Source organism: bacterium (assembly GCA_026129405.1).
Classification (GTDB): Bacteria; Desulfobacterota; Binatia; order DP-6; family DP-6; genus JAHCID01.
This window is the reverse complement of record JAHCID010000001.1, coordinates 464983-487106: the sequence shown is the minus strand read 5'-3', so window position 1 is coordinate 487106 and position 22124 is coordinate 464983. Positions and strand designations below refer to the sequence as shown.

The window sequence follows — 22124 nt, the reverse complement described above, 5'->3', positions numbered from 1 at the left end:
CGGCGTTGGCTGCTGCGGCGTCTCCTGTGCATCGCCTTGGTAGCTGGTGCCGGTAGTGGTGCCGGTTGAGCAGCGAAACTCAGTGAAAGGCCGTGAAAGCCGTAGAAGCCCAAACGTGTGGTGTTCCCCGAGGGGAACACCACAGGTGCTCCAACCACGAGCGCCGGCTTGACGCGTGCGACCTTCGGCGGCCGCAGACCGAGCCGGAACACCCAAAAGTCGATCTGCGGACCACGCCGACGCCGACGGCCTGCTACCGGTGATTCCATCCGTGGTTCACACGAATGTCGCCGAGACGCCCGGACGGCGCGACCCCTCTTGCGCTACGGTCCCGCCCCATGCTGGGCACCATCGAACGAGTCCCACGGCCCCGTCGCCGCCTGGCGGCGGCCGTCGCGGCATCCGTCACCCTCATCGCCGGGTTCCTGCTCCCGGCCCGGCCCGCTGACGCCGCGGGCGTCACGACCCATGGCTGGATGGCCGTCGAGGCCATCGACCACGTGGCCGACCCCGAGCTGCAGGCGTTGCTGCGTGCGCACGCGCACCAGGTTCGGCTTGGCGCCATGCTCCCCGACGCCGGCTACTTCGGTGCCAACACGTTCGGCGAGGAGGCGCACTGGCAGCGCTTCATCGACGCGTACGTCGCCCTGATCCGCGCCAAAGGGTGCGACGATCGCGCCGAGCTCGTCGACCCCGCCGGGCCGTGCGCCGACTTCGTCGCCCACGTGATGGGCATGGCGGGGCACGGCATGGGCGACGAAGTGTGGGACTGGCTGTTCGAGCCGTACGGCGCCGACCTCGAGGAGTACTACCTCGTGCCGGGCAACTCGCTCTTCAGCGAGGGCGGTGCGGAGACGCAGATGGACCTCGTCGCGATCGGCGTGCACGGCATCCCGCGTCCCGTCATCCGGCCGCTGCCCGACCTCGACCTGCTCCTCCAGGCGTTCGCGGATGCCGGCCTCGCCGGGGTGACCAAGGAGCAGTTCGAGCTGGCCGCGCTCCCGGAGCTCGTGTGGGACGTCGAATCGCTCTGGGCGACGGAGCACCTGGCCGGCGTCCAGGCCTCGATGCCATGGATGTCGGCCAACATGAGAACCGCACCGGGCGGCGTCGACTTCGCCGCAGTCGCCATTGCCGGCTACTGGTCGTCGATCTGGCAGCGTCTACAGGGCCTCGAACCCGCGACCGCGGTGTCGATCACCCACCCGGCGCCCGGCCAGGACGACCTGCCCTCCACCGGCTGGGTGCGCACCTACGAGCCGGGCTCCGCCCGCGGGCGAGGCGGCGCGGTCACGCGGATCACCGCCGTGCTCACCGACTCGATGCCGTACCGGCGGCCGGGGGGCGCGCCGGTGTCCAACCAGCTGCCCGCGGGCACGATGACGATCACCGACGGGGCCACCGGCGAGGCCGTGCCGATCATGTCCGGCTACCCGCGGATCGTGCCGTACACCGCCGACCCCGGTGAGCACCTGATCGACGTCCAGCCCGCGGTCGACCTGCGCACCTGCGCCTGGCACCGGGTCGATGTCGGCGTGGCGACGCCGCTCATCGATGCCCGGGGCCGGCCCGTCGCGCCCTACTCGTGGCTCTTCCGCACCGCGTGCGCCCTGGATCAGTGCGCCGACCGCTCCGGACTCGCAGCCGCGCGGTGCCACCTCCTTCGCGGCCAAGCCTTGGATGCGTGCGGGGCCACACCGCCCCCACGGGTGCGCCGGCCACTCGAGCGCGCCGTCGAATGGGCCGATCTCGCGCTGGTCGAGAGCATGGAGCTGCGCCGGCATCGGCGGTTGCGCAACCTGCTGCGAGCAACGAAGCGAGCGCGAAATGCGCTGCAACACGCTGCGGCGAAAGGCGCGGTGGGCGCGTCTTGCGCGACGGCCCTCACCGACGTTCTCGATCAGGCTCGTGATGAGGTGCTTCCGATGCTCGACTGACGGTGCCGCGGAACGACGGCGGCAGAGCCCCGATCGCGCGCTCCTTCCAAGCGCGCGGGAGGCGTCCCGCGTCGCGTCAGCCCAGCTCGGCCAGCAGCGCCGCGGCGTCCTCCTGATCGCGCAGGTCGAAGCCGTCGGTGAATCAGCCGTGGGCCGGCGCGAGCAGGCTGCTCGTGTCGGCGCGCCTGCCCTGCCGTTGCCAGAGCCGTGCGAGGCCCATGGCAGCCCGCAGCCCGTGCAGCCGGTTCTCGTGCCGCCCCGCGATCTCGAGGGACTGCGCGAAAAACGCGCCTCCGCCTCGTCCTCCGCGCCGCCCCGGTCGACCACGATCTGTGCGTGCAGGCGGTGCAGCTCGGCGTCGACCCAGTGCGCGCCCTGACCCTCGGCGCGCACGAGGCCGAGCCCGACGTACATCGACGCGTCGTCGAAACGGCCGACCCGGCACAGGCGATCGGCGAACAGCGTGAGGAAGCCGGACGCGCCGATGCCGACGGCCACGACGTGCGCCAGGAGGAGATCGAGCGCATCTGCGGTGCGTTCGGCGGCGGCGAGCGCCTCGTGCCCGACCGCCTCCCCCGTGGCGAGGTCACCCTTCACGAAGTAGGCGGTTCCCAGCCCGACGAGCACGCGCGCCAGCTCCGGTGCGTTGCCGATCCGGGATGCCAGCTCGCGTGCGCGCGTGTGCGCCGCCTCGCGCGCGCCGCAGGTGGCCGATCGCCTCCTCGTTCGCCGACCGCTCCGCCGCGCGCTCGCCGGCGCGGCGATAGTGCGCGATCGCCTGCACGGCGAGTCCTGCCTGGTCGTAGTGGCGCGCGACCACCTCGGGCTCCGCCGCGGCCTGCTCGGGGAAGCGCTCGGCGTGAGGCGCCCCGCGGCGGTCGCGATGCGGCCGCGTACGCCGCTTGGGCTGACGACGCGATGGAGCGCGAGCGGCTCATGTCCGCCCTCGCGCACGTGCGTGCCGCGGTCCTCGATCACGAACGTCCCGGCCACCAGACGGCGCGTCGCGCGCGTGATGACGACGCTGTCGGGCTCCGCCGCGCGCTGTACGCGCGCCGCCATGTGGGGGACGTCGCCGAGGGCGATCATCGCGCTCGACGCGCCGCCGCCCATCTCGCCGATCACGACCGGCCCCGTGTGGATGCCGACGCGGGCGGCCAGGCGGATGCCGTGCTCGCGCTCGATGGCGTCGTTCGACGCCTGCAGCGCGCTCAGTATCTCGAGCCCGGCGCGCACGGCCCGCTCGGCGTCGTCCTCGTGCGCCTGCGGATAGCAGAAGTACGCGAGCAGCCCGTCCACTAGGTACTGGGCGACGTGTCCCTCCCAGCGCTCGATGACCGTCGACGCCGACTCCTGAAAAGCGCGGACGACGCTGCGCAGATCCTCGGGATCGAGACGCTGCGCGAGCGCGCTCGCGTCGGCGAGGTCGCACGACATGACCGTCAGCTGGCGGCGCTCGGCGGCGAGCCCACGATTCGCCGGCGTCGCGGCCGGCGCCGGCGATGGCGGCGAGTCGACGCCGTCGAGCGTCGCCTCCGCGAGCGCCCCGTCGAGGCTCCACTCGCCGTCGCGCAGCGCCAGGCGCCGGCGATCCAGCAGGTGGTCGACCGCTCCGACGAGCCGCAGCGCGTGCCCGTCGCCGTGGTCGAAGAGGGCGCGCGCGACGTCGCCGTCGAAGGGGTCCGGTGCCAAGCGGCGCACGAGGTAGGACGCGACCTGCTCGCGCGAGAGCCGACCGAGGGCGATCTCGCTGCACAGGCCCGCCGCGCGCAGCTGCTCTCGCGCCTGGACGAACGGATGGCCGGCGGTCACGCCGGCCGGCCGCCAGGAAGCAACGACGAGCAGCTGCGCCGGGACCGCACGGCGCGTGAGATGGGCGAGCGCGTCGATCGTCGAGGCGTCGCTCCAGTGGAGGTCTTCGATCACCAGCGCGAGCGGCCGCTCGGCAGCGAGGCGCTCCGCCACCTCGCTCAGCTCGAGCGGCCGACCTTCCCAGCTCGGATGCGCCGCGCGCGCAGGCCGTCGGCGGTGGCGTCGTCGACCCGCCCGGGGGAGCTGCAGGAGCCAGCCGAGCGGCGCCACCAGCGGTCAGCGTGCCGCGCGCTGCCCGACCGCGTCGGCCGCCGCGGTCGGCCGCGGATCGCGGAGCACCTGCCGCGCGCCAGCAGCTCCCGGAAGCAGGTCGGACGAGGGGGGTGTTCTGCAAACAGCGGCGACGACTGAGGAATTCGCGGAACTCCTTGACCGTCCGGGTTTCGCTGCGGTACGGCCGCGAACGGCTCGCCGGCACCGTCGAGAAGGTCGCTCCGGACCCTCGTTGCGGCATCGTCGGCGAGCCGCCCGACGGCGGCGACGCGCCGCAGGAAGTCTGAGGTTCGTATGCTACGCAGTCTGCTCGTCCTCGCGCTCACGGTCGCGACGCCGGCCCTCGCGATGAAAGCGCTGCCGTCGCCGACCGTCCAAACCGCGAACGGTCCGGTGACGGGCACGGTGACCGACCGCATGGGAGCCTTCCTCGGCGTTCCGTACGCCGCACCGCCGGATGGCGGGCTTCGCTGGAAGCCGCCGCAGGCGCCGGCTCCGTGGGCGGCCCCGCGCGACGCGACGGCGTTCGGCAACGCGTGTCCGCAGAGCGCCGGCACCGACGAGGATTGCCTGTTCCTGAACGTCTACGTTCCGACGAAGGCGCTGAAGCATCCGCGACGGAGGGTTCCCGTCATGGTCTGGATGCACGGCGGCGCCTACTTCCTCGGCTCCGGCAGTCAGTTCGATCCCACGAAGCTGGTGACGACCGGCGGCGTCATCGTCGTCACCGTGAACTACCGGCTCGGCGCGCTGGGCTTCCTGGCGCATCCGGGGTTGAGCGCCGAATCGTCCTACGGCGGCTCCGGGAACTACGGCATCATGGACCAGCAGCTGGCGCTGCAGTGGGTGCAGCAGAACATCGCCGCGTTCGGCGGCAATCCCAAGCGCGTGACGATCTTCGGCGAGTCCGCGGGCGGCAACAGCATGTTCGCGCATCTCGTCTCCCCGACGGCGAAGGGATTGTTCCGTCGCGTCATCAGCGAGAGCGGAACGTCCGAGCAGCGGCTGCCGACGCTGGCCGAAGCGGAGGCCACCGGGCGGACGTTTGCCGGCGCGGTCGGCTGCGCGGATCAGACGGCGGCATGTCTGCGCGCGCTGCCCGTCGCGACGCTGCTCGCGCAGCAGAGCCTGCTCGGCAGTCCCGCCCTGCTGGGCATCGCGGCGACGCCCAACGTCGACGGCTACGTGCTGCCGAAGTCGATCGATGCCGCGCTCGCGAGCGGCGAGTTCCATCGCGTGTCGGTGATCAACGGTACGAACCGCGACGAGATGCGCATCTACATCGGCCTGTACGTGAACCAGGTCGTCGGGCCGATCACGCCGTCTCAGCTGCCGGGGCTCACCGCGGTCTTCTTCGGAGCGAATACCGATGCGGTGCTGGCGGCATACCCGGCGAGCGACTACCCGAATCCCGACCTCAACTACACGGCGTTCCTGACGGATTACATCTTCGCCTGTCCGGCGTTCGAGGCCGACACGGCGATGGCGCGGTTCGTGAAGGTCTTCGCGTACGAGTTCGCCGACGAGAACGCGCCCACGCTGGGATTCCCCCCGGCGACTTTCCCGTACGGCGCGTCGCACGGCTTCGAGCTGCCCTATCTGTTCGACTACGCCGGCTTCGTCCCGACCTTCAGCGCCGACCAGCAGGAGCTGTCCGACCGCATGATTCGCGCGTGGTCCAGCTTCGCGAAGCGCGGGAGGCCGGGAGGGACGTGGAAGCCGCTCCGGCGCTCGGGCGACGGCTTCTTCGCCTCGCTCGTCCCCCCGCGGCCCGTCCGCCTGGCGGCGTCCGATTTCAGCGCCGCGCACAAGTGTACGTTCTGGCGCTCGCTCGCGGGCGGGTAGGCGACGTCCCGCCCGATCTCCTCGTCGCCTCCTCGCGGCTACTGACAGCCGAACTTCTGCACGCGGTCGTTGTTGCGGTCCACGACGAACACGTGCCCGTGGCCGTCGGTCGCGATGCCGGTCGGCGTGTCGAACGGCCCCTCACCGGTGCCCCGCTCCCCCACTCGCCGAGGTACGCCCCGCCGGCGTCGAAGCGCTGGACGCGGTTGTTGAGGAAGTCTCCGACGAAGATGCGCCCGCCCGGGCCGACGGCGATGTCGGTGAGGCCGTTGAGCTGCCAGGGCCGATGATGACAGGCGACGAGCGTCGGGACGAACCCCGTGCCGCCCGCGCCACGAGCGCTCAACCGCGCCGCGCGGCCTCGATCGCCGCGACGTCGATCTTCTTCATCGTCATCATGGCGTCGAATGCGCGCTTGGCCTCGGCGCCGCCGGCGGCCATGGCCTCGGTCAGCACCCGCGGCGTGATCTGCCAGGAGAGGCCCCACTTGTCCTTGCACCAGCCGCACATGCTCTCCTCGCCGCCGTTGCCGACGATCGCGTTCCAGTAGCGGTCGGTTTCGGCCTGATCCTCGGTGGCGATCTGGAAGGAGAAGGCCTCCGTGTGCGGGAACTGCGGCCCGCCGTTGAGGCCGATGCAGGGGATGCCGACGACGGTGAACTCGACCGTCAGCACGTCGCCCTGCTTGCCGTCCGGATAGTCGCTCGGCGCGCGATGCACGGCGCCGACGGCGCTGTCGGGAAAGGTCTGCGCGTAGAAGCGCGCGGCGGCTTCGGCGTCCCCGTCGTACCAGAGGCAGAGGGTGTTCTTGTTCATGGAGCGACTGTGATCGAAACGGCGCGGCGCCGGAAGGCGCCTCGTCGTCCGAACACTCGCGTCTGCAGCGCCGTGGCCGCCTCGACGAACGCCGCCGACACCGCCGGGGTGGCGAGCTCCGCGTTCATCATCAGGCCGATCTGCCGGCGGCCGTCCTCGGTGCTCAGCACGACGTCGCGGAAGCCGGGAATGGCCCCGTCGTGTCCGAAGACGGGCCCGGCCGGCGTCTCGATCACGAGGATCCCCAGGCCGTAGCCGAAGCCCCGATCGGTGGGGAACGGCGTCTTCATCTCGGCCAGCAGCGAGGGCGGCAGCAGGCGACCGCGCAGCAGGGCGCGGAAGAACTTCCCCACCTCGCCGAGGTCGGACACCAGCGCGCCCGCCGCCCACGCCATCGACGGGTTGAAGTCGGTGAGCTCCTGGGGCGGCCCCTGCGCCTGGCCGAGTGCGAAGGCATGGCCAGCCGCGTGCGGACCGGGAATGGTCGGCCGGTCGACCGGGAAAGGCGCTGTCACGCAGCCGCAGCGGCCGGAAGATGCGTCGGCGCAGCTCGTGGCCGAGCTCGTTCCCGGTGGCGGCCTCGACGATCATCCCGGCCAGCACGTAGCCGGTGTTCGAGTACGACCAGGCGGTGTCCGGCGGAAAGCTCGGGGGCCGGTCGGCGACCAGCGCGACGAGCTCGCGCGGCGTCCAGGAGCGGAGCCGCTCCTGCGGGTCGGTGAGCACGCGCAGGTACGGCCCCACGACGTACTCGGGTACGCCGCCGGTGTGGTTGAGCAGGCTGCGCACGGTCACCTGGGAGCCATAGGGCAGGATGCCCGGCAGCCAGTGCTCCACGGTGTCGTCGAGCGACAGCCGTCCTTCGCCGGCCAGCTGGAGCACGACGGTGGCGACGAACGACTTGGTGATGCTGCCGATGCGGTAGTTCAGCCCGGGGCGCATGCGCCGGTCGGTCCGCTGATCGGCCACGCCGCTGGCGACCTGGACGACGCGGCGGCCGTCGACGACTCGTGCGGCGGCGCCCGGCGCGCCGGCGGCGACGATCTGGCCCAGCAGGCGACGCAGCTCCTTGGCATCCATCCGGGGCGACGTCGCCGCCGCCATGCCCGTGATCCGCGGGGAGCCGGCCGCGGCCGCGAACCGGCCCGGCGTCAGCAGCAGCGCCCCCACGGCCACGACCGCCACCATCCCGCGCCGGCGGCGGGATCGCCGCAGCGGGCTCTTCATCGGTCGCCTTCGCTCTTCACGTGTTCGTGCACTCCCCGGCGAAACGCGCCATACCGCGGCATGCCGATCCGGTGAAGCGACATGGTGCAGAGGCGCGCACCCTGGCGTCGTACGATGCACTTGCGCGGGACTCGTTTCACATTGACAGCCCGACGACGCCCCGAGTACGCCGGCCCGATGGCGCGACGACTCCTTCCCGCGTGGAGCCTGGCGCTGCTGGTCGCCGTCGCTCCCGCGCCGGGCGTCGCGTTCGTGCCCATCGACCTCGGCACGAACCTCGCCGAGGCGCCGCGCTGGTCGGCCACCGAGGTCGGCGGCCGCGGGCTCGCCGACGGCAAGATCGCCGTCGCGATCGAGCCCGGCTTCGCCGCCGCCGTCACGCTCGCCGTCACCGGCGCGAATGCGCCGCAGGACGTCGCCGCCATCGAGCGCGCCGTGGTGGCGGCGTTCGCTGCCTGGGAGAGCCCGGCGCTGGCGTTCGAGCTGACGTTCGGCGGGCCGGTCGTGCGCGGCCGTACGCTGGGGGCGGAGATCGACGTCTTCGCCGTCGATTCCACCGATCCCGATTTCGCGGCCAGCGGCGCCAGCTTCGGTCTCGCGCAGATGGTGTGGACGGCGCGTCCCGATCGGCTGCTCACCAACGGCACGACGCTCGCCGGCAAGGTCATCCACGGGGCAGACATCCTGATCGCCAAGGACCGACTCGCCGCGGTGGCGCCGTCGTTCACGCGCGAGCGGCAGCTGCGCATCTTCCAGCGCCTGATGATGCACGAGCTGGGACACGCGCTCGGCCTCGCGCACCCGCACGACGGCCCGACCGTCAACTTCGACACCGACACGAACCCGAACAACGCCATCCTGGTCGACGCCGCGGATCCGCTCGCGACCGTGACGTCGTCGCCGAACCTCGACACGCTCGCGGTGATGAACCAGATCCCGAGCGACCTCGACGCGCTCTTCAACGTCTCGCTGCGCAACGACGACCGCGGCGGGCGCGACGTGCTCTACCCGGTGCTGGGCACGACGCAGGCGATCTGCCAGCCGATGGCGGAGGCCGGCTGCCGGAGCGCGCTGCGCTCGACCCTCCGGCTGCGCGACCTCGCCCGGGACCAGAAGGACGAGCTGGTCTGGCAGTGGCTCCGGGGCGATGCGACGTCGCTCGCGGACTTCGGCACGCCGACGAACGCCACCCGCTACTCGCTGTGCCTGTATCGCGGCGCGCTGTCCGCGCTGGTCGGCGAGGTGGCGCTGCCGCCCGGCGCGTCGTGGACGTCGCTCGGTGCCAAGGGCTTCAAGTACAAGAGCGGGTCGCGGACGCCGCACGGCGTACAAACCGCACTGCTGAAGCCGGGCGTCGCCGGCAAGGCGAAGGTGGTCCTCACCGCGAAGGGCCCGAACCCGCCCGACGGCCTGCTGCCGTTCGCTGCGGCTCCCGTGGTCGCGCAGCTGGTGCGCGCCGACACCATGGGCTGCGTCGAGGCGACCTACGACGCCGGCGCCGTCGCCCGGGACGACGGGAGTCTGTTCAAGGCGAAGATGATCCGCTGAGGCAGTGGCATGCTCCGTGCCGCCGAGGGATCCGTCGGCGGCCGATCGCGTGTCACGGCGTTCGGTCCCGAGGGCGCCGCCGGTGACAGGCCCGTAGCGTCCGTGTCTCTGGACGTTGCGTCCCCCAAAGCAGACATCCGGCCCGCACAGTGCCTGCACGGAGGCGTCTGCGCCGTCGGTCTCCTTCTTGCACACCCGCGCGCGTGACCCCGGCGCGCTCGACGGCGCGTTGCGAAGGAGACACGCTGATGAGTGGTCCGGCCGACAAGTATCAGTTCGATCTCTCCAGCCGCGGGCGTCCGACGGACGTCGCGCTGAGCGAGGTCTGGTATCCCGGCATCCAGAAGTACTGGGAGGCCTGCACCACCAAGCGCAGCGTCGACCCGATCCTCGGCGTTACGACGGTCGTCATCCACGCGACCGCGGGGGCCAGCTCCGAGGGCGCCATCTCGGTGATGAAGGCGGGTGACGCCTCGTTCCACTGGCTCGTTCCCGCCGAGAAGGAGCCGCAGCACGGGACCCTGGTCTGGGCGTGCGCCCCCGAGGCACGCGCAGCGTGGCACGTGCGCAATACCGCCAGCCATCCGAGCGTCAACGGCGGCGCCAAGCGGGTGAACCACTGGTCGTTGGGCATCGAGGTGGTCAACACGCAGAAGAACGACCCCTTCTCCGATTGGCAGATCGAGGTCACGGCGCAGATCGTTCGGTACTGCTGGAGCAAGTATCCGAACCTCGCCCACGTGGTCTCGCACGCGAAGCTCGACCCCAAGCGCCGTTCCGACCCCGGGTCGGCGTTCCCGTGGGCCGCCTTCAAGGCGCTGGTGTCGAAGGGATCAGGGAGTGACGGCCTTCCGGAGGTCGCCGCGGCGGCCACGCCGGCGAGCAAGGTGAAGGCGACGGCGGCCCCCGACGGGTTCTGCCCGCCGGACGCGGAGTAGGACGCCGCGGCCCCAGCGTTACCGCCCCGCGTGGCGCAGGCGGAAGAGGTACATCCCCACGGCCAGGGTCACCGCCCCGTAGGCGAACAGCACGCTCGCCGGCAGCGCGATCGCGGCCAGGCCGCCTTCGCGCAGGATCAGATCGTTGAGCCCGCGCATCGCCCAGGTCGAGAAGACGGCGGGGGCGACGCGGTTCATCCAATCGGGCTGCATCGACGGCGACCACCAGCAGCCGCCGACGGCCGACAGTACGATCACCACCGAGAGGCCCAGCGGCAGCGTCTGCTCGCGCGAGCGGGTGAGCCCGGCGACGACCATGCCGGCGGCGACCACCGCGAACACGCAGGCGACGGTGAGCACCAGCATCCCCGCCGGCGACGTCCCGAGCGAGACGCCGAATACCCAGTGGGCCCACAGGAGCAGGCCCAGCATCTGCACGACGCCGACGACGAGCCGTGCGGCGAGCTTGCCGAGCATGATGCGGGTGAAGCCCCCGGGCACGATCAGCAGTCGCGGCAGCGTCCCGGAGTCGCGCTCGTCGTGCATGCTCATGGACGTTCCGAAGACCACCGCGAGCAGCACGAACATCAACGCGAAGCCCGGTACGCGCTCCTCGAAGACCGAGACCTCGAGCTTGTTGCCGGTGAGGTTCTCCTCGCGCAGCGTGATCTTCTCCTCGGCGAAGGGATCGGCGAGCGCGGCCGCATCCTTGTCCATCAGGAGCAGGAGCACCTTCACGGTCTGGAGGTCGCTGCCGGCGGCGGGATCCGTCAGCAGCAGCAGCTCGCTCGAGACGCCCTGGAAGTACCGCTTGCTGAGCTTCGGCGGGAAGACGATCGCCGCCGCCGCTGCGTGCCGGTCGCGCACCAGCGCCTCGGCCTCGGGGCGGCTCACCTCGCGCACGTCGGCGTGCTCGCCGAGGAGCTTCACGAACGTCGTCGCCACGGGGCCCTGGTCCTCGTTCACCACGGGGACGAGCGGCGGACGGCGGTCCTCCGAATCGGAGCGATACAAGCCCTGCGCGATCACCGTGATCACGAGGACCGGCATCAGGAGCGCGAAGGCGAGCGCGTTGCGGTCGCGCAGGAAGACCCGCAGATCCTTGACGAAGACGGACCACATGCCGCTACGCCGTCCCGTTCACCTTCGCCCGCAGCCGATCGAGCAGCCCCTGGAACGAGTCCTTCGCGACCGCCGAGTCGAACTGGGCGCGGAAGTTCTTCGCGAGGCTGACGCCCTCGACGTCGATGTCGGTGGCGCGCCAGCCGCCCGGCGTGTGCCGGAACGTGTAGTCGACGGCGAAGCGATCGCCGGGCGTGACCACCTCGGTCGAGACGTGCGCCGTGTCGCCGTCGATCCGCTCCTGGTGGTAGGCGAAGTCGGGCGCGTCGAACAGCAGCAGCCGCTGGACGTAGGTGCGGACGAAGAAGTCGTGGAACAGGCCGAGGAATTCCTGCACCTCGGCGTCGCTGCGGCCCTCGAGATGCTTCTCGGCGGCCAGCCGGGCGAGCGCGTCGGTGTCGAGGAAGCCCCGGAGCAGATCGCTCAGCGCCGCGAGCTTCTGCTTGCGATCCTCCGGTCCGCGCACGATCTGGTTGCTGCGCTCGAGCACCTGGCGGGTGAAGGCCATCGGCCCGTCGTCGGCGCGCACGCCGCCGGCGCTCGCCAGCGCCAGCCCCACGGCGAGGATCGCGACGGTGCGCATCAGTCCCGCAACCCCTTTCCCGTCAGCTCGAGGAAGACGTCGTCGAGCGTCACCGGCGTGACGCGGGTGCGCACGATGCCGTGCCCCATCCTGCCCACGACCTGGTAGACGCGCGACAGCACGTGCTGTGCGCGGGTGGTGAAGACCCGGAGCTCGTGGCCGGTGGCGTCGACGGAGCGGACGCCCTCGATGGCCTCGATCGGCGCCGTGGTGGCGAGCGGCTGCATGAGCCGCAGCTCGATGATCTCGGTCGCGTGCGACAGCGCCAGCAGCTCCGGCAGCGTGCCGCAGGCGACGACGCGGCCCTGGTCCATGACGGCGATGCGGTCGCAGAGCCCCTCGGCCTCGGGCAGCTGGTGGGTGGTGTAGAGGATCGTCATGCCGCGTGCACGGAGCGCGCGGACCGCGTCGAAGATGTTGGCGCGCGACTGCGGATCGACTGCGACGGTGGGCTCGTCGAGCAGCAGGACGCGCGGGCTGCTCACCAGCGCGCAACCGAGGTTCAGGCGTCGTCGCATCCCGCCCGAGTAGATCGATACGCGGTCGTCCTTGCGCGCCGTGAGGCCGACGGCCTCGAGCGCGTCGGCGACGGCGGCGGGCCGCGTCCGGCGCGGCACGCCGTACAGCTCGGCGAAGAACGTCAGGTTCTCCGCGCCGCTGAGGCTCGGGTAGAGGCCTTCGTCCTGCGGCGCGACGTTCAGCAAGCGGCGGGCGGCGTCGACGTCGTGCACGACGTGCTTGCCGTGCACCCACACGTCGCCGCTCGTCGGTCGTAGCCGCGTCGAGATCATGGAGAGCAGCGTGGTCTTGCCGGCGCCGTTCGGGCCGAGGAGGCCGAAGATCTCGCCCTCTTGGATCTCGAGCGAAACGCCGCGCACGACCTCGCGCCCGTCGTACTCGCGACGCAGGTCGCGAAGCACGACAGCCGTCGAGACGGCGTGCAGGCGAGGACGTGGAACGGAAGCGGCCGGATGCGGACGCGTGGAGATCTTCACGAGGGGTTCTCCGGAGAGGGGATGGCGGCGGCGATGGGTCGATCCGGCTCGTCCATGATCCAGCCCAGCTCGGTGCGCCATTCCTCGTCGCGCGACTCGGCGGCCTCTCGAATGACGAATCGTCGTCGCTGGAGGTAGCCGTTGCGTGCGGCCGTGTAGAGGTCGAGGACGCTTTCTTCGACGTTGGCGAACGTCTGGAGCTTCAGCGAACGCTCGTTGATGGCGTTCACCACGGCACGTGCCTCGTCTGCGACGAAGGGAAGCACGAAGCCGAGCGGATCGAGGAAGCCGTCGGCGGTGGAGCCGATCGCATCGCGCAGGGTGAGCGGGGATTTCGCCGGCAGCACGAGGTACGGTCCCGCGCCGACGCCGTATAGGGCGAGCGTCTGCCCGAGGTCGGCGTTGCTGGGCTCGATGTGGAGCATCCCCGCGATGTCCATCAGCCCGCCGACGCCGATCGTGGTGTTGACGACGAAGCGGCCCAGCTCGCGGGCCGCGCCGATCGGCCGCGCCTGGAGCAGGTTGTTCACCAGGCGCCGGGGCATGTCGAGATTGTCGAAGGCGTGCCCGATGGCCCGCCGTGCCGCCGCGGGCATGACCTTCTCCCAGCCCGTGGCGGCCGGCTTCACCAGCCAGCCGTCGAGGACGTCGTGGTTGAAGCTGAAGACGACCTCGTTGAACGGGCGCCACGGATCGTAGTCGGGCGCGTCGTCGAGGTCGTTCGCGCGCGAGAAGAAATCGGACGCGTGGAACGACCCGTCGGGGTCGGGGACGCCCGGGCTGCGTGCGCAGCCGACAGCCACGACGAGCACGAGGATCGCGATCCCTTGTGCTGCTGTGACCTTTCGCCCGCCGCGATTCATGACATCTCCGCTCGCCATGTCGCGCGCACTCGGCGCGGAAACCACATCTCGAGCACTACGATGCAAAGATGCTGCCGTACGACGGCGCGCTACGACGGCAGGCGGCGTGACCCGCGTGGTGCCGACGGGCCGGCACGTCGGCACCACGGCCCACTCCGGCCCGTCCGCTGCACGCATGGTGCGCGATGCTGCCGGCCCAAGTCTGACGCGGTCATGAAAACGTGCGGCCCTGGGCCTGGAACGCCGCCAGGAACGGCGCGTAGTCCGCCGGCTGCTGCTCGGCGCGGATGCGGCCCGGGGGCAGCGTCACCCACGCCTGGGCGCTGCGCACCCAGATGTCGCCGACCGGCTCGACCCAGCTCCGGTCGTCGAGCGTACCCGTGCGCAGGCTGAGTATCCCGTTGGTCGGGACCTGCCCGTTCGCGATCCGGCCGCCGCAGCGGCCGCACGAGAGCCCGAAGCGCGTGGTGCCGGCATCCGACGTCCACTCGAAGCGCTGCGGTGCTCCCCGTGTGAACGCGAACGCCGCCTCCAGGATCGTGGCCGGCGTCGAGAACGCGCCGCCGCTCGTCCTCTGGCAGTTCGTGCAGTGGCAGTTGTAGACCATCAGCGGCGGCTGCGTGACGCCGTATCGCAGCGCGCCGCAGTGGCAGCCTCCCTCGAGCGGTAGCGAAACCATGTCGATGCCTCCTCGCCGCCCGCTATACGGGTGGACGAGCAGCGACAAGATCGGCGGCGGCGCTCGGCCGGCTCGAGGGCCCGGGTACGATCTGCCGCCTGCTCCTGAAGCGGCTCTTTCTCGGCAGCACGGAGGCGCTCAGCGCTCGCGCCCGCCGAGCGCCGCGGCGATCACCGCCCCGAGCTCGCGCAGCGCGCGGCCGCCGTCGCCGCGGTAGCTCGAGCCGTGCATGACCGCCAGCGTGCGCGGCGCCAGCGCGGCGAGGCGTGCGATGGTGGCGTCGGTGTGGGGCGTGTACGGCAGGTCGTTGGCGAACGGCGTGCTGCGATTGGCGAGGATGGCGTCGCGCGCGGGACCGACGATGTCGCCCTCGCTGAGCGGCGGCGGATCGGCCGGCTGGAAGAAGAGGTCCGAGCAGAAGAGCGTGCGCTCGGTCTGCTCGAAGAGGAGGCTCGCATCCCAGCCGTGCGGCACCTGCGGCGTGCGCAGGAACTGGAGCCGCCGGGTTCCGAGCTCCAGCACCTCGCCGTCCTCGAGCACCCGCGCCGGGCGGCCGGTGAAGTCGTTGACGCTCGTCACCGCGCCGACGAGGCCGCAGGCCGCCTGCGCGCGCGGCGCCACCGCGAGCCACTCGTTCAGCGCACCGGACTCGTCGCCCTCGAAGTGGCTGAAGGTGATCCAGCGCAGCGTCGCCGGATCGAGCACCGAGCGCACCGCCGCGCACGTCGTCGGGAAGAGCGCGCGGAAGCCGGTGTGGAACAGGAGCGGCTCGTCGTCGCGCACCAGGAACTGATTGAACTGCATCCCGTAGTCGGCATGGAAGGTGGAGATGCGGAAGACCGACGGCGCGATCTCGGTGATGGTGCTGTCCATGGCCCCCGTGTAGCGCGCGCCGCGCCGGCTGGGAACCGGCCGCTCAGCGGGCGAGGAACGCCAGCGCGTTGCGCCGCACGATGCCCATCACGGTGCCCTGCGGATTGACGCTCGGCGGACCGCCGAGCAACGAGGCGTCGGCGACGTGGAGCCCGGGGCGATCGTGGACGCGGCCGAAGGAGTCGACGGCGCTGCGGCGGCGGTCCTCGCCCATCGGGCACGACGCGAACAGGTGCAGCGCCACGACGCTGGTGCGGTCCGGCGGCAGCACCGGCGGGACGTCTGCCTCGCTGCGCAGCGGGCCGAGCCCAAGCACGCCGGGGTAGACCTCGGTCGCGCCGGCGGCGAGCAGCGTGCGGCAGAGCACGCGCAGGCCGTCGGCGAGCGTCGCCAGATCGTCGCGCTCGAGCCGGTAGCGGACGAGGGGATCGCGCAGTCCCGGCAGCACCCGCACCGAGCCGCGCCCGCCGGTCGACATGGCGTAGTAGAGCGCCATGCGGCTCGCGTCCGCATCGACGTCGTCGAGCCGCCGGCGATGCTCGGCGAGCGCGAGCGCGAGGAACGGCCGCGTGCTCACCGAGCAGCCGAGGCTGAGCCGCGGTGCCAGCGCCTTCACCTGCGCCGTGGCGATGCCGGCGTCGGGCGGGTTCACGGCGTCGGGGAAGCGCGCCAGCACGCGCACCATCGGGTGCAGCGCGAGCGTATCTCCGACGTTGCGGGTGACGCCGCTGCGCCGCAGCAGCGCCGGTGTCTGCACGGCACCGGCGGCGACGAAGACGGTGCGCGCGCGCAACGTGACGCGGCCGCCCGGTTGCTCGGCGAGCAGCTCCCAGTCGCCGCCGGTGCGTCGCAGTCGCCGCACGCGGGTGTCGGCGACGAGACGTCCGCCGGCGGCCGCGAGCCGCGGCAGGTAGGACGTCGTCATGCCGAGCCGGCGGCCGTCGCCGCCGGCGGCGTAGTCGGCGTAGCGGGGCACGTCGAGCGCGGCGAGGCCGAGACGGGCCGCGCCGTCGAGCAGCTTCTGCGACGCCGGCGGAGCCGCGTGGGGACGTGCGTGCACGCCCACGTCGCGCTCGCAGGCGGCGAGGTGCGGCGCCAGCGCGGTCGCGTCGAAGTCCTCGATCGCGAAGCGCCGCCGCCAGGCGTCGAGCACCTCGTCCGGTGGCCGGTGGTGCAGCCCGCTGTTGATCTCGCTGCCGCCGCCCACGCAGCGGGCTTCGGCGTAGGCGACGGGGACGCGGCCGATGGCCGCGAGGCCGCCGCCGCCGCGGTACTTCTCCGCCAGCTCGCGCAGCGAGTACGGGGGACACGCCGCGATCGGCGCCGGGCCCTCCTCGAGCACCACCACGTCGCGACCGGCTTCGGCGAGCAGCGCCGCGGTGATGGCGCCGCCCGGCCCGGAGCCGACGACGACGACCTCGGCGTCGAGTCCGCTAGGCGGCACGGATCTCGTCGTCGGCGTACCAGGCGAGCACGACGACGCTCTCCCAGTAGCGCACGAAGCTGCGCAGGACGCCGAGCCGGGCGTCGCGCCAGCGTGCGACCGCCGCCGCCTGCGCCCGGCGGTCGAGGCGCGCGAAGCGGCGGCCGGCGCGCCCCAGCGGGGCCGCGTCGAAGAGGTGCAGCAGGACGGCGAGCGGCAGCCGCATGACGTCGGGGGCGCGGCCGGCCTGCGCCAGCGCCGCCGCCGTGACGCGCGCCAGGCGCTCGGCGTCGGCGGGTCGGTCCGGCCAGCGCTCGGACACGATGGCGGCGGTGAGCGCGTGTACGATCGCCGCCTGCCGCCGCCGCATCGGGCGACAGTTCTACGCCGAGCCGGCGCCGCGCAAGCGGCGGCCCCGTCGGCCCGGCGCTCCTCTTCCTCCGCCACGAGGTAGAGTCGCATGCATCGTTCATCTCCCACCGCTCCCTCCCGGGCGCGCCGCCGCTGCGCGGCGATCGCGTCCAGCTCCAGCACCGAGCGGCTGTTCGCGAGTTTCTCCACCACGAGGGAGCGTGGCATGGGCATGGGCCTCGCGATCTGCCGGTCGATCGTGACGGCGCACGGGGCCGGATCGCGGTCGACGACGACGGCGCAGAGAGAGGGGCCCGCGTCTCCGTCACCCTGCCGGTCGCGGCCGAGTCTCGCTGACTCGTCTCACCCGGACGCAGTCATGCAGGGCCGGCACGAGCAGGCGCGCGGCAGCGTGCGTGTGCACGGCGGCTCTGCGCTGAAGCCCGTCGAGCGTCCTCACTCGCCGAGGAGGCGGCGACGGCGCATCCTCGGCGCGTACGACAGGCCGAACTCGTGCAGCGCGCGATCGCGGATCGCCGCCACCACCTCGGCAGGGGAATCGCACCACGTGACGCGGCGCACGTCCTGCGGATCGATGGTGCCGCCGCGGGCGAGCTCGTCGATCGTCCGGCGCAGCGGGCTCCAGAAGTCGGTGCCCATCACCACGACGGGAAAGTCCTCGATCTTGCCGGTCTGGATCAGCGTGAGCGCTTCGAAGGCCTCGTCGAGCGTGCCGAAGCCGCCGGGGCAGACGACGAAGGCGTACGAGTACTTCACCAGCATCACCTTGCGCACGTAGAAGTGGCGGAAGGTGACGAACGCGTCGAGGTAGGGGTTGGGCCGCTGCTCCTTCGGCAGCTCGATGTTGCATCCGACGCTGCGTCCGCCGACCTCGCGCGCGCCGCGATTCGCCGCTTCCATGATCCCCGGCCCGCCGCCCGTCATCACCGTGAAGCCCGCCCGCGCCAGGGCTGCACCGACGTCGCGCGCCATGCCGTAGTACGGGTGCGACTCGGGATATCGCGCCGAGCCGAACACCGTGACGCAGGGGCCCACGAAGTGGAGCGTGCGGAAGCCGCGGATGAATTCCCAGGCGATGCCGAGCACGCGCAGCAGCTCGGTGCGCCGCGACTGCGGCCCCTGGAGGAAGCGGATCTCCTCGCTGGCCGGGGGACACTTGCCCCATCGACGCTCCCCGGTGCGCGCGGCGCCGCTCATCGCCGCCTATCTCACGCCGCGTGCGCGGGCGACTTCGCCGCCGAGCGGTACTTCGACGCGTCCGTGGTGAAGCGCGCCTTGCCGTAGCCGTCGAGCAGGCCCTCCACGCGCCGCACGAGGAGCGCGTGCGCGACGTCGCGCACGAGCGGGATGCTCTCGGCGATGTCGTACAGCTTCACCTGCGCCGCGATGCCGAGGCCGACCGTCATGCCGATCGCCATGTCGAGGTTGTCGATCGGCACGCCGATCTTGTCGGCGATCGCGCGGTCGCCGCCGAGGAAGTGCTTCAGGAAGATCAGCTTCGCGAAGCGCCGCTCGACCTGATCGAAGAGCTGGCTCGCCCAGCTGTCGTCGTTCGGGAGGTAGGCGGCGAGCGTGGCGCGGATCAGCGGGGCGCAGGTCTCGTCGTCGAAGCCGTTGCGCAGCGTGGTGTTGCGCGCGGTCATCATGCGCACGACGCCTTCCGGTGTGTCGGCGAGCAGGTCTTCCGGCAGGCCGAGGAGGAAGCAGCGGTAGCGCGCCAGCTCGACCTGCGCGCGCTCGGCCGGCGTGAACTCGCGCCGGCCCTCGCCGATCAGGCGGAAGGCGAGCAGGAAGATCGGGATCAGGCCCGCCGGCATCTGGTCGACCTGCGGGATCGGCACGCCGTACACCGACGCGTCCCAGCGCCCGGAGCGCAGCACGTTGACGCGCACCATCGAGTGCATGAGCCGCACCATCGCGGCGGCCTTGAAGCCCTCGCCGTGGCGGCCCAGCGCGCCGGGCAGCACGGTACAGGCGAAGAAGTGCGCGGTCTCGCGCACGCGGCGGGCGGCGGTCTCGTTGCTGAGGGTGCCGGTCATCGCCATCGGCAGCGCCGAGTACTTGTTCAGGAAGGTGGCGATGAACGCGCCGCGGATGGCGTACGGCGAGACGTTGGCGGTGGCGTTCAGGTCGAGCCGCGCGCCCTCGCGCACGAGGTCCATGTCGACCCAGTCGGGCGTCTGCTCCATCGAGCGGATGAACGCGACCAGCTCGGGCGGCGCGTCCTCGACCTGCTCGACGCCGCGCTCGCACGCCTCCTGGAGCATGGCGATCAGGCGGCGGAAGGGGATCGCGGGCATCAGCGCGGCGTAGGCGTCGGCGACGACGTCGCCGAGCATCGTGTACGCGCGCACCAGATCGAGCTCGTAGTCCGTGACCGCGACGCCGCCGGGGGCGCGGTCCTGGACGATCGCCTGCGCGGGGTCGTCGGTGTACCGCTCCGGCATCGTGTCGAAATCGATCTGTCCGTAGAGCGACGGCAGCAGCGTCTTCTGGGCGGCGACCCGGGCGCGGACCTCGTCGAGCGTGGCGGTCATGGCGTCCACGATATGTGATAAGTGCTCAGATTCGAACTCGCCTTTGCCCCGGCCGCCGGCTGCGCCCGGCCAGGCACGACAAATGACGGAAAAGCCAAGAAGAATCCCCCGCCAGGCGCGCGCGAGCTCGACCGTCGACGCGATCCTGACGGCGGCGGTTCAACTTCTGGAGAGCGGCGGCGTCGAGCGGCTCACCACGAACCAGGTCGCCGAGCGTGCAGGCGTGAGCATCGGCACCGTCTACCAGTACTTCGCCGACAAGCAGGCGATCCTCTCCGCGCTCGCCGAGCGCAGCGCCGCCGCGGTGCGCGAGCGCATCGCCGCGATGCTGATCGAGCGCCCCGATCTCGGCACCGTGCGCCCGATCGTGCGCGCGCTCATGAGCGGTTTCGAGGGCTCGCCGTCGACGCGGCGGACGCTGCTCGACGCGCTCTTCCACCGCGGCGGCGAGGGTGTGCTCCAGCGGCATCACGAGGCGTTCTTCGCGGCGATCGCCGGCAAGGCGCGGCTCGACGTCGCGCTCACGCCCGAGTCCGCGTTCGTGCTGACGCACGCGGCGATCGGCCTCCTGCGCGCGGCGAGCGCGGAGCCGGAGCTGGGCCTCGATCCGGCAGCGCTCGAGGACGAGCTGGTACGCCTGATGGAGGCGTATCTCGGCGCGTTGGTGGCGGCAGGCCGCCGGGACGCCCTGCGCCGCCGGCGCTGAGCGGCCGGGCCGCCGACCCCTGCCGAGATGTGGGCGAGTGTCGGCGGTGTCGATGAAGCTCATCGCCGAGCTCGGGCAGGTGTCGCAGCACGCGCAGCGCCTCCGATCCTCGGATCGCCTCAGATGCCAGGGCCGGTGATGCGCATGGCGCCGAAGCCGAGACGGTTGATCGTGATCTCGCCGCCGATGCGGAACTGGCCGGAGAGGCTGGCGTCGATACGGGACATGGTGGGGGCTCCTTTCGTCGGGCACGGACCGGCGCGTGTGCGCCGCCCGGCCTGCGGTCTCCTTGCGCCCCGGCGTAAGCCGCGCAATGCGCCGCTGCTCAGGCCACCGGCCCCGACGCGACGATCGGCTCCGGGTGGTCCACCACGCAGCGGCTGCCGCTGTAGATCGACACCATGCAGCGGTTGCAGTGGATGCAGGTGCCCTCGGTCTGGATGCCGTCCTGCATGCGCTGGACGAGGTCGGGCTCGCGCAGGACGGCGCGGCCCATGGCGACGAAGTCGAAGCCGTCGGCCATCGCCCGCTGCACGGTCGCGAGCCTGTTGACGCCGCCGAGGAAGACGAGCGGCATCGCGACGGCCTCCCGCACCTGGAGCGCCATGGGCCGGAAGTAGCCCTCGGTGAAGGGGTACGACGGCATGAAGCGCTTGCCGAAGAGCCTGAACGCGAGCCGCGGGATCGGCGGCAGGACCTTGGCGAAGTCGGCGAGCGGCGCCTCGCCCTTGAAGAGATAGATCGGGTTCGCGAGCGACGAGCCGCCGGTCATCTCTAGCGCGTCGAGGTGGCCGTCGGCTTCCAGCATGCGCGCGAACGCCACGCTCTCGGGCGGCTTGAAGCCGCCGGGCACGCCGTCGTGCAGCGAGATCTTCGCCGTCACCGCCATGTGCGGCGGCGCCGCGCCGCGCACCGCCGCGACCACCTGGCGCGCGAAGCGGGCGCGGTTCTCGAGGCTGCCGGCCCAGGCGTCGCGCCGCTTGTTGAAGCGCGGGCTCAGGAACGACGAGAGCAGGTAGTTGTGGGCGAGGTGGATCTCGATGGAGTCGAACCCGGCCTCGGCCATGAGCGCGGCGCCGCGCGCGTAGTCGTCCGTCACGCGCGCGATCTCGGCGGGCGTGATGGCGTGCGAGAAGCGCATCGAGAGCGGACTGAACATGCGCCCGGGCGAGAGCGACGGCACGCCGTTGCTCTTCGCGTTCGCGACCGGGCCGGCGTGGCCGATCTGCCCGGCGACCAGCGCCCCTTCGGCGTGGACGGCGTCGACGAGACGACGCAGGCCCGGCAGCGCCTCGCGGCGCAGCCAGATGCAGCCGGCGTCGGTGCGGCCCTCGGGGGCGACCGCGAGGTAGGCGACCGTCGTCATCGCGACGCCGCCCCGCACCGGCCGCAGGTGGTAGCCGATCAGCTCCCGCGAGACGAGGCCGCCGGGCGAGACGCCCTCGAACGTCGCCGCCTTGACGAAGCGGTTCTTCAGCGTGAGCGGACCGAGGCGGGCGGGCGCGAACGGATCGGGCGGAGGAAGCATCGTCAGGGCGCCTCGGAGCGGGACGGGGTCGCCATCGGCATGCTTGT

General features: G+C 72.0%; 18 protein-coding genes and 1 pseudogene. 4 read left to right on the top strand and 15 right to left on the bottom strand.

Annotated elements, in window-relative coordinates; all coding sequences use genetic code 11:
- Positions 1–323: 323 nt before the first annotated feature.
- Together KIT14_02175 and KIT14_02170 are read right to left on the bottom strand one after the other, a co-directional pair.
- Positions 324–1046, bottom strand: coding sequence for a hypothetical protein (locus KIT14_02175; protein ID MCW5889339.1), 723 nt, complete (start codon positions 1044–1046; stop codon positions 324–326).
- A gap of 117 nt (positions 1047–1163) precedes the next feature.
- Positions 1164–3374, bottom strand: coding sequence for an adenylate/guanylate cyclase domain-containing protein (locus tag KIT14_02170; GenBank protein MCW5889338.1), 2211 nt, complete (start codon positions 3372–3374; stop codon positions 1164–1166).
- Positions 3375–4316: 942 nt separating this feature from the next.
- Here KIT14_02170 and KIT14_02165 point away from each other — a divergent pair.
- Positions 4317–5867 carry a carboxylesterase family protein gene (locus KIT14_02165; GenBank protein MCW5889337.1) on the top strand — a complete coding sequence of 517 codons (1551 nt, stop codon included), beginning with the start codon at positions 4317–4319 and terminating at the stop codon, positions 5865–5867.
- A 38-nt stretch (positions 5868–5905) separates the two neighbouring features.
- Here the strand turns inward: KIT14_02165 and KIT14_02160 are convergent, their stop codons facing one another.
- The 3 genes and pseudogenes from KIT14_02160 to KIT14_02150 all read right to left on the bottom strand — a co-directional run bounded on the left by KIT14_02160 (position 5906) and on the right by KIT14_02150 (position 7910).
- Positions 5906–6031 carry a hypothetical protein gene (locus tag KIT14_02160; protein MCW5889336.1) on the bottom strand — a complete coding sequence of 42 codons (126 nt, stop codon included), beginning with the start codon at positions 6029–6031 and terminating at the stop codon, positions 5906–5908.
- 26 nt (positions 6032–6057) lie between these two features.
- Positions 6058–6276 (bottom strand): annotated as a pseudogene (locus KIT14_02155) (hypothetical protein).
- The gene (locus KIT14_02150) at positions 6210–7910 is read right to left on the bottom strand and encodes a serine hydrolase (protein ID MCW5889335.1); all 1701 of its coding nucleotides are present in this window, start codon (positions 7908–7910) and stop codon (positions 6210–6212) included. Before KIT14_02150 ends, KIT14_02155 begins: the two are co-directional and overlap by 67 nt.
- A 177-nt stretch (positions 7911–8087) precedes the next feature.
- Between KIT14_02150 and KIT14_02145 the strand changes: the two genes are divergently transcribed.
- Both KIT14_02145 and KIT14_02140 read left to right on the top strand, forming a co-directional pair.
- The gene (locus KIT14_02145; GenBank protein MCW5889334.1) at positions 8088–9458 is read left to right on the top strand and encodes a hypothetical protein; all 1371 of its coding nucleotides are present in this window, start codon (positions 8088–8090) and stop codon (positions 9456–9458) included.
- Between the two features lie 248 nt (positions 9459–9706).
- Positions 9707–10396, top strand: coding sequence for an N-acetylmuramoyl-L-alanine amidase (locus tag KIT14_02140; protein ID MCW5889333.1), 690 nt, complete (start codon positions 9707–9709; stop codon positions 10394–10396).
- A gap of 18 nt (positions 10397–10414) precedes the next feature.
- Here the strand turns inward: KIT14_02140 and KIT14_02135 are convergent, their stop codons facing one another.
- From KIT14_02135 to KIT14_02095, 9 genes are all read right to left on the bottom strand, one after another.
- Positions 10415–11518, bottom strand: coding sequence for an ABC transporter permease (locus KIT14_02135; GenBank protein ID MCW5889332.1), 1104 nt, complete (start codon positions 11516–11518; stop codon positions 10415–10417).
- 4 nt (positions 11519–11522) lie between these two features.
- Positions 11523–12101: an ABC transporter substrate-binding protein gene (locus KIT14_02130; GenBank protein MCW5889331.1), complete on the bottom strand. Its 579-nt coding sequence runs from the start codon at positions 12099–12101 to the stop codon at positions 11523–11525.
- Positions 12101–13021: an ABC transporter ATP-binding protein gene (locus KIT14_02125; protein MCW5889330.1), complete on the bottom strand. Its 921-nt coding sequence runs from the start codon at positions 13019–13021 to the stop codon at positions 12101–12103. Before KIT14_02125 ends, KIT14_02130 begins: the two co-directional genes overlap by 1 nt.
- A gap of 71 nt (positions 13022–13092) precedes the next feature.
- The gene (locus tag KIT14_02120; GenBank protein MCW5889329.1) at positions 13093–13908 is read right to left on the bottom strand and encodes a VacJ family lipoprotein; all 816 of its coding nucleotides are present in this window, start codon (positions 13906–13908) and stop codon (positions 13093–13095) included.
- 262 nt (positions 13909–14170) lie between these two features.
- On the bottom strand, positions 14171–14638 hold the full coding sequence (locus tag KIT14_02115; protein MCW5889328.1) for a GFA family protein: 468 nt from the start codon (positions 14636–14638) through the stop codon (positions 14171–14173).
- Positions 14639–14776: 138 nt separating this feature from the next.
- Complete coding sequence (locus KIT14_02110) at positions 14777–15511, bottom strand: MBL fold metallo-hydrolase (protein MCW5889327.1); 735 nt, start codon at positions 15509–15511, stop codon at positions 14777–14779.
- Between the two features lie 43 nt (positions 15512–15554).
- Entirely contained in the window at positions 15555–17396 is a 1842-nt protein-coding gene (locus KIT14_02105; GenBank protein MCW5889326.1) for a GMC family oxidoreductase, read from the bottom strand.
- A gap of 345 nt (positions 17397–17741) precedes the next feature.
- The gene (locus tag KIT14_02100) at positions 17742–18503 is read right to left on the bottom strand and encodes a TIGR00730 family Rossman fold protein (protein ID MCW5889325.1); all 762 of its coding nucleotides are present in this window, start codon (positions 18501–18503) and stop codon (positions 17742–17744) included.
- An 11-nt stretch (positions 18504–18514) separates the two neighbouring features.
- Positions 18515–19843, bottom strand: a complete 1329-nt coding sequence (locus tag KIT14_02095; GenBank protein MCW5889324.1) for a DUF2236 domain-containing protein — start codon at positions 19841–19843, stop codon at positions 18515–18517.
- Between the two features lie 82 nt (positions 19844–19925).
- Here KIT14_02095 and KIT14_02090 point away from each other — a divergent pair, with 82 nt between their 5' ends.
- The gene (locus KIT14_02090) at positions 19926–20549 is read left to right on the top strand and encodes a TetR/AcrR family transcriptional regulator (GenBank protein MCW5889323.1); all 624 of its coding nucleotides are present in this window, start codon (positions 19926–19928) and stop codon (positions 20547–20549) included.
- 325 nt (positions 20550–20874) lie between these two features.
- Here KIT14_02090 and KIT14_02085 read toward each other — a convergent pair whose 3' ends face one another.
- Entirely contained in the window at positions 20875–22077 is a 1203-nt protein-coding gene (locus tag KIT14_02085; protein ID MCW5889322.1) for an NADH:flavin oxidoreductase, read from the bottom strand.
- Between the last annotated feature and the right edge of the window lie 47 nt (positions 22078–22124).

Coding starts and splice junctions, on each gene's coding strand:
- KIT14_02170 (MCW5889338.1), bottom strand. CDS start 3,374: ATGTCGTGCGACCTCGCCGACGCGAGCGCGCTCGCGCAGCGTCTCGAT.
- KIT14_02165 (MCW5889337.1), top strand. CDS start 4,317: ATGCTACGCAGTCTGCTCGTCCTCGCGCTCACGGTCGCGACGCCGGCC.
- KIT14_02150 (MCW5889335.1), bottom strand. CDS start 7,910: ATGAAGAGCCCGCTGCGGCGATCCCGCCGCCGGCGCGGGATGGTGGCG.
- KIT14_02145 (MCW5889334.1), top strand. CDS start 8,088: ATGGCGCGACGACTCCTTCCCGCGTGGAGCCTGGCGCTGCTGGTCGCC.
- KIT14_02140 (MCW5889333.1), top strand. CDS start 9,707: ATGAGTGGTCCGGCCGACAAGTATCAGTTCGATCTCTCCAGCCGCGGG.
- KIT14_02135 (MCW5889332.1), bottom strand. CDS start 11,518: ATGTGGTCCGTCTTCGTCAAGGATCTGCGGGTCTTCCTGCGCGACCGC.
- KIT14_02130 (MCW5889331.1), bottom strand. CDS start 12,101: ATGCGCACCGTCGCGATCCTCGCCGTGGGGCTGGCGCTGGCGAGCGCC.
- KIT14_02115 (MCW5889328.1), bottom strand. CDS start 14,638: ATGGTTTCGCTACCGCTCGAGGGAGGCTGCCACTGCGGCGCGCTGCGA.
- KIT14_02110 (MCW5889327.1), bottom strand. CDS start 15,511: ATGGACAGCACCATCACCGAGATCGCGCCGTCGGTCTTCCGCATCTCC.
- KIT14_02105 (MCW5889326.1), bottom strand. CDS start 17,396: ATGCGACTCTACCTCGTGGCGGAGGAAGAGGAGCGCCGGGCCGACGGG.
- KIT14_02100 (MCW5889325.1), bottom strand. CDS start 18,503: ATGAGCGGCGCCGCGCGCACCGGGGAGCGTCGATGGGGCAAGTGTCCC.
- KIT14_02095 (MCW5889324.1), bottom strand. CDS start 19,843: ATGACCGCCACGCTCGACGAGGTCCGCGCCCGGGTCGCCGCCCAGAAG.
- KIT14_02090 (MCW5889323.1), top strand. CDS start 19,926: ATGACGGAAAAGCCAAGAAGAATCCCCCGCCAGGCGCGCGCGAGCTCG.
- KIT14_02085 (MCW5889322.1), bottom strand. CDS start 22,077: ATGCTTCCTCCGCCCGATCCGTTCGCGCCCGCCCGCCTCGGTCCGCTC.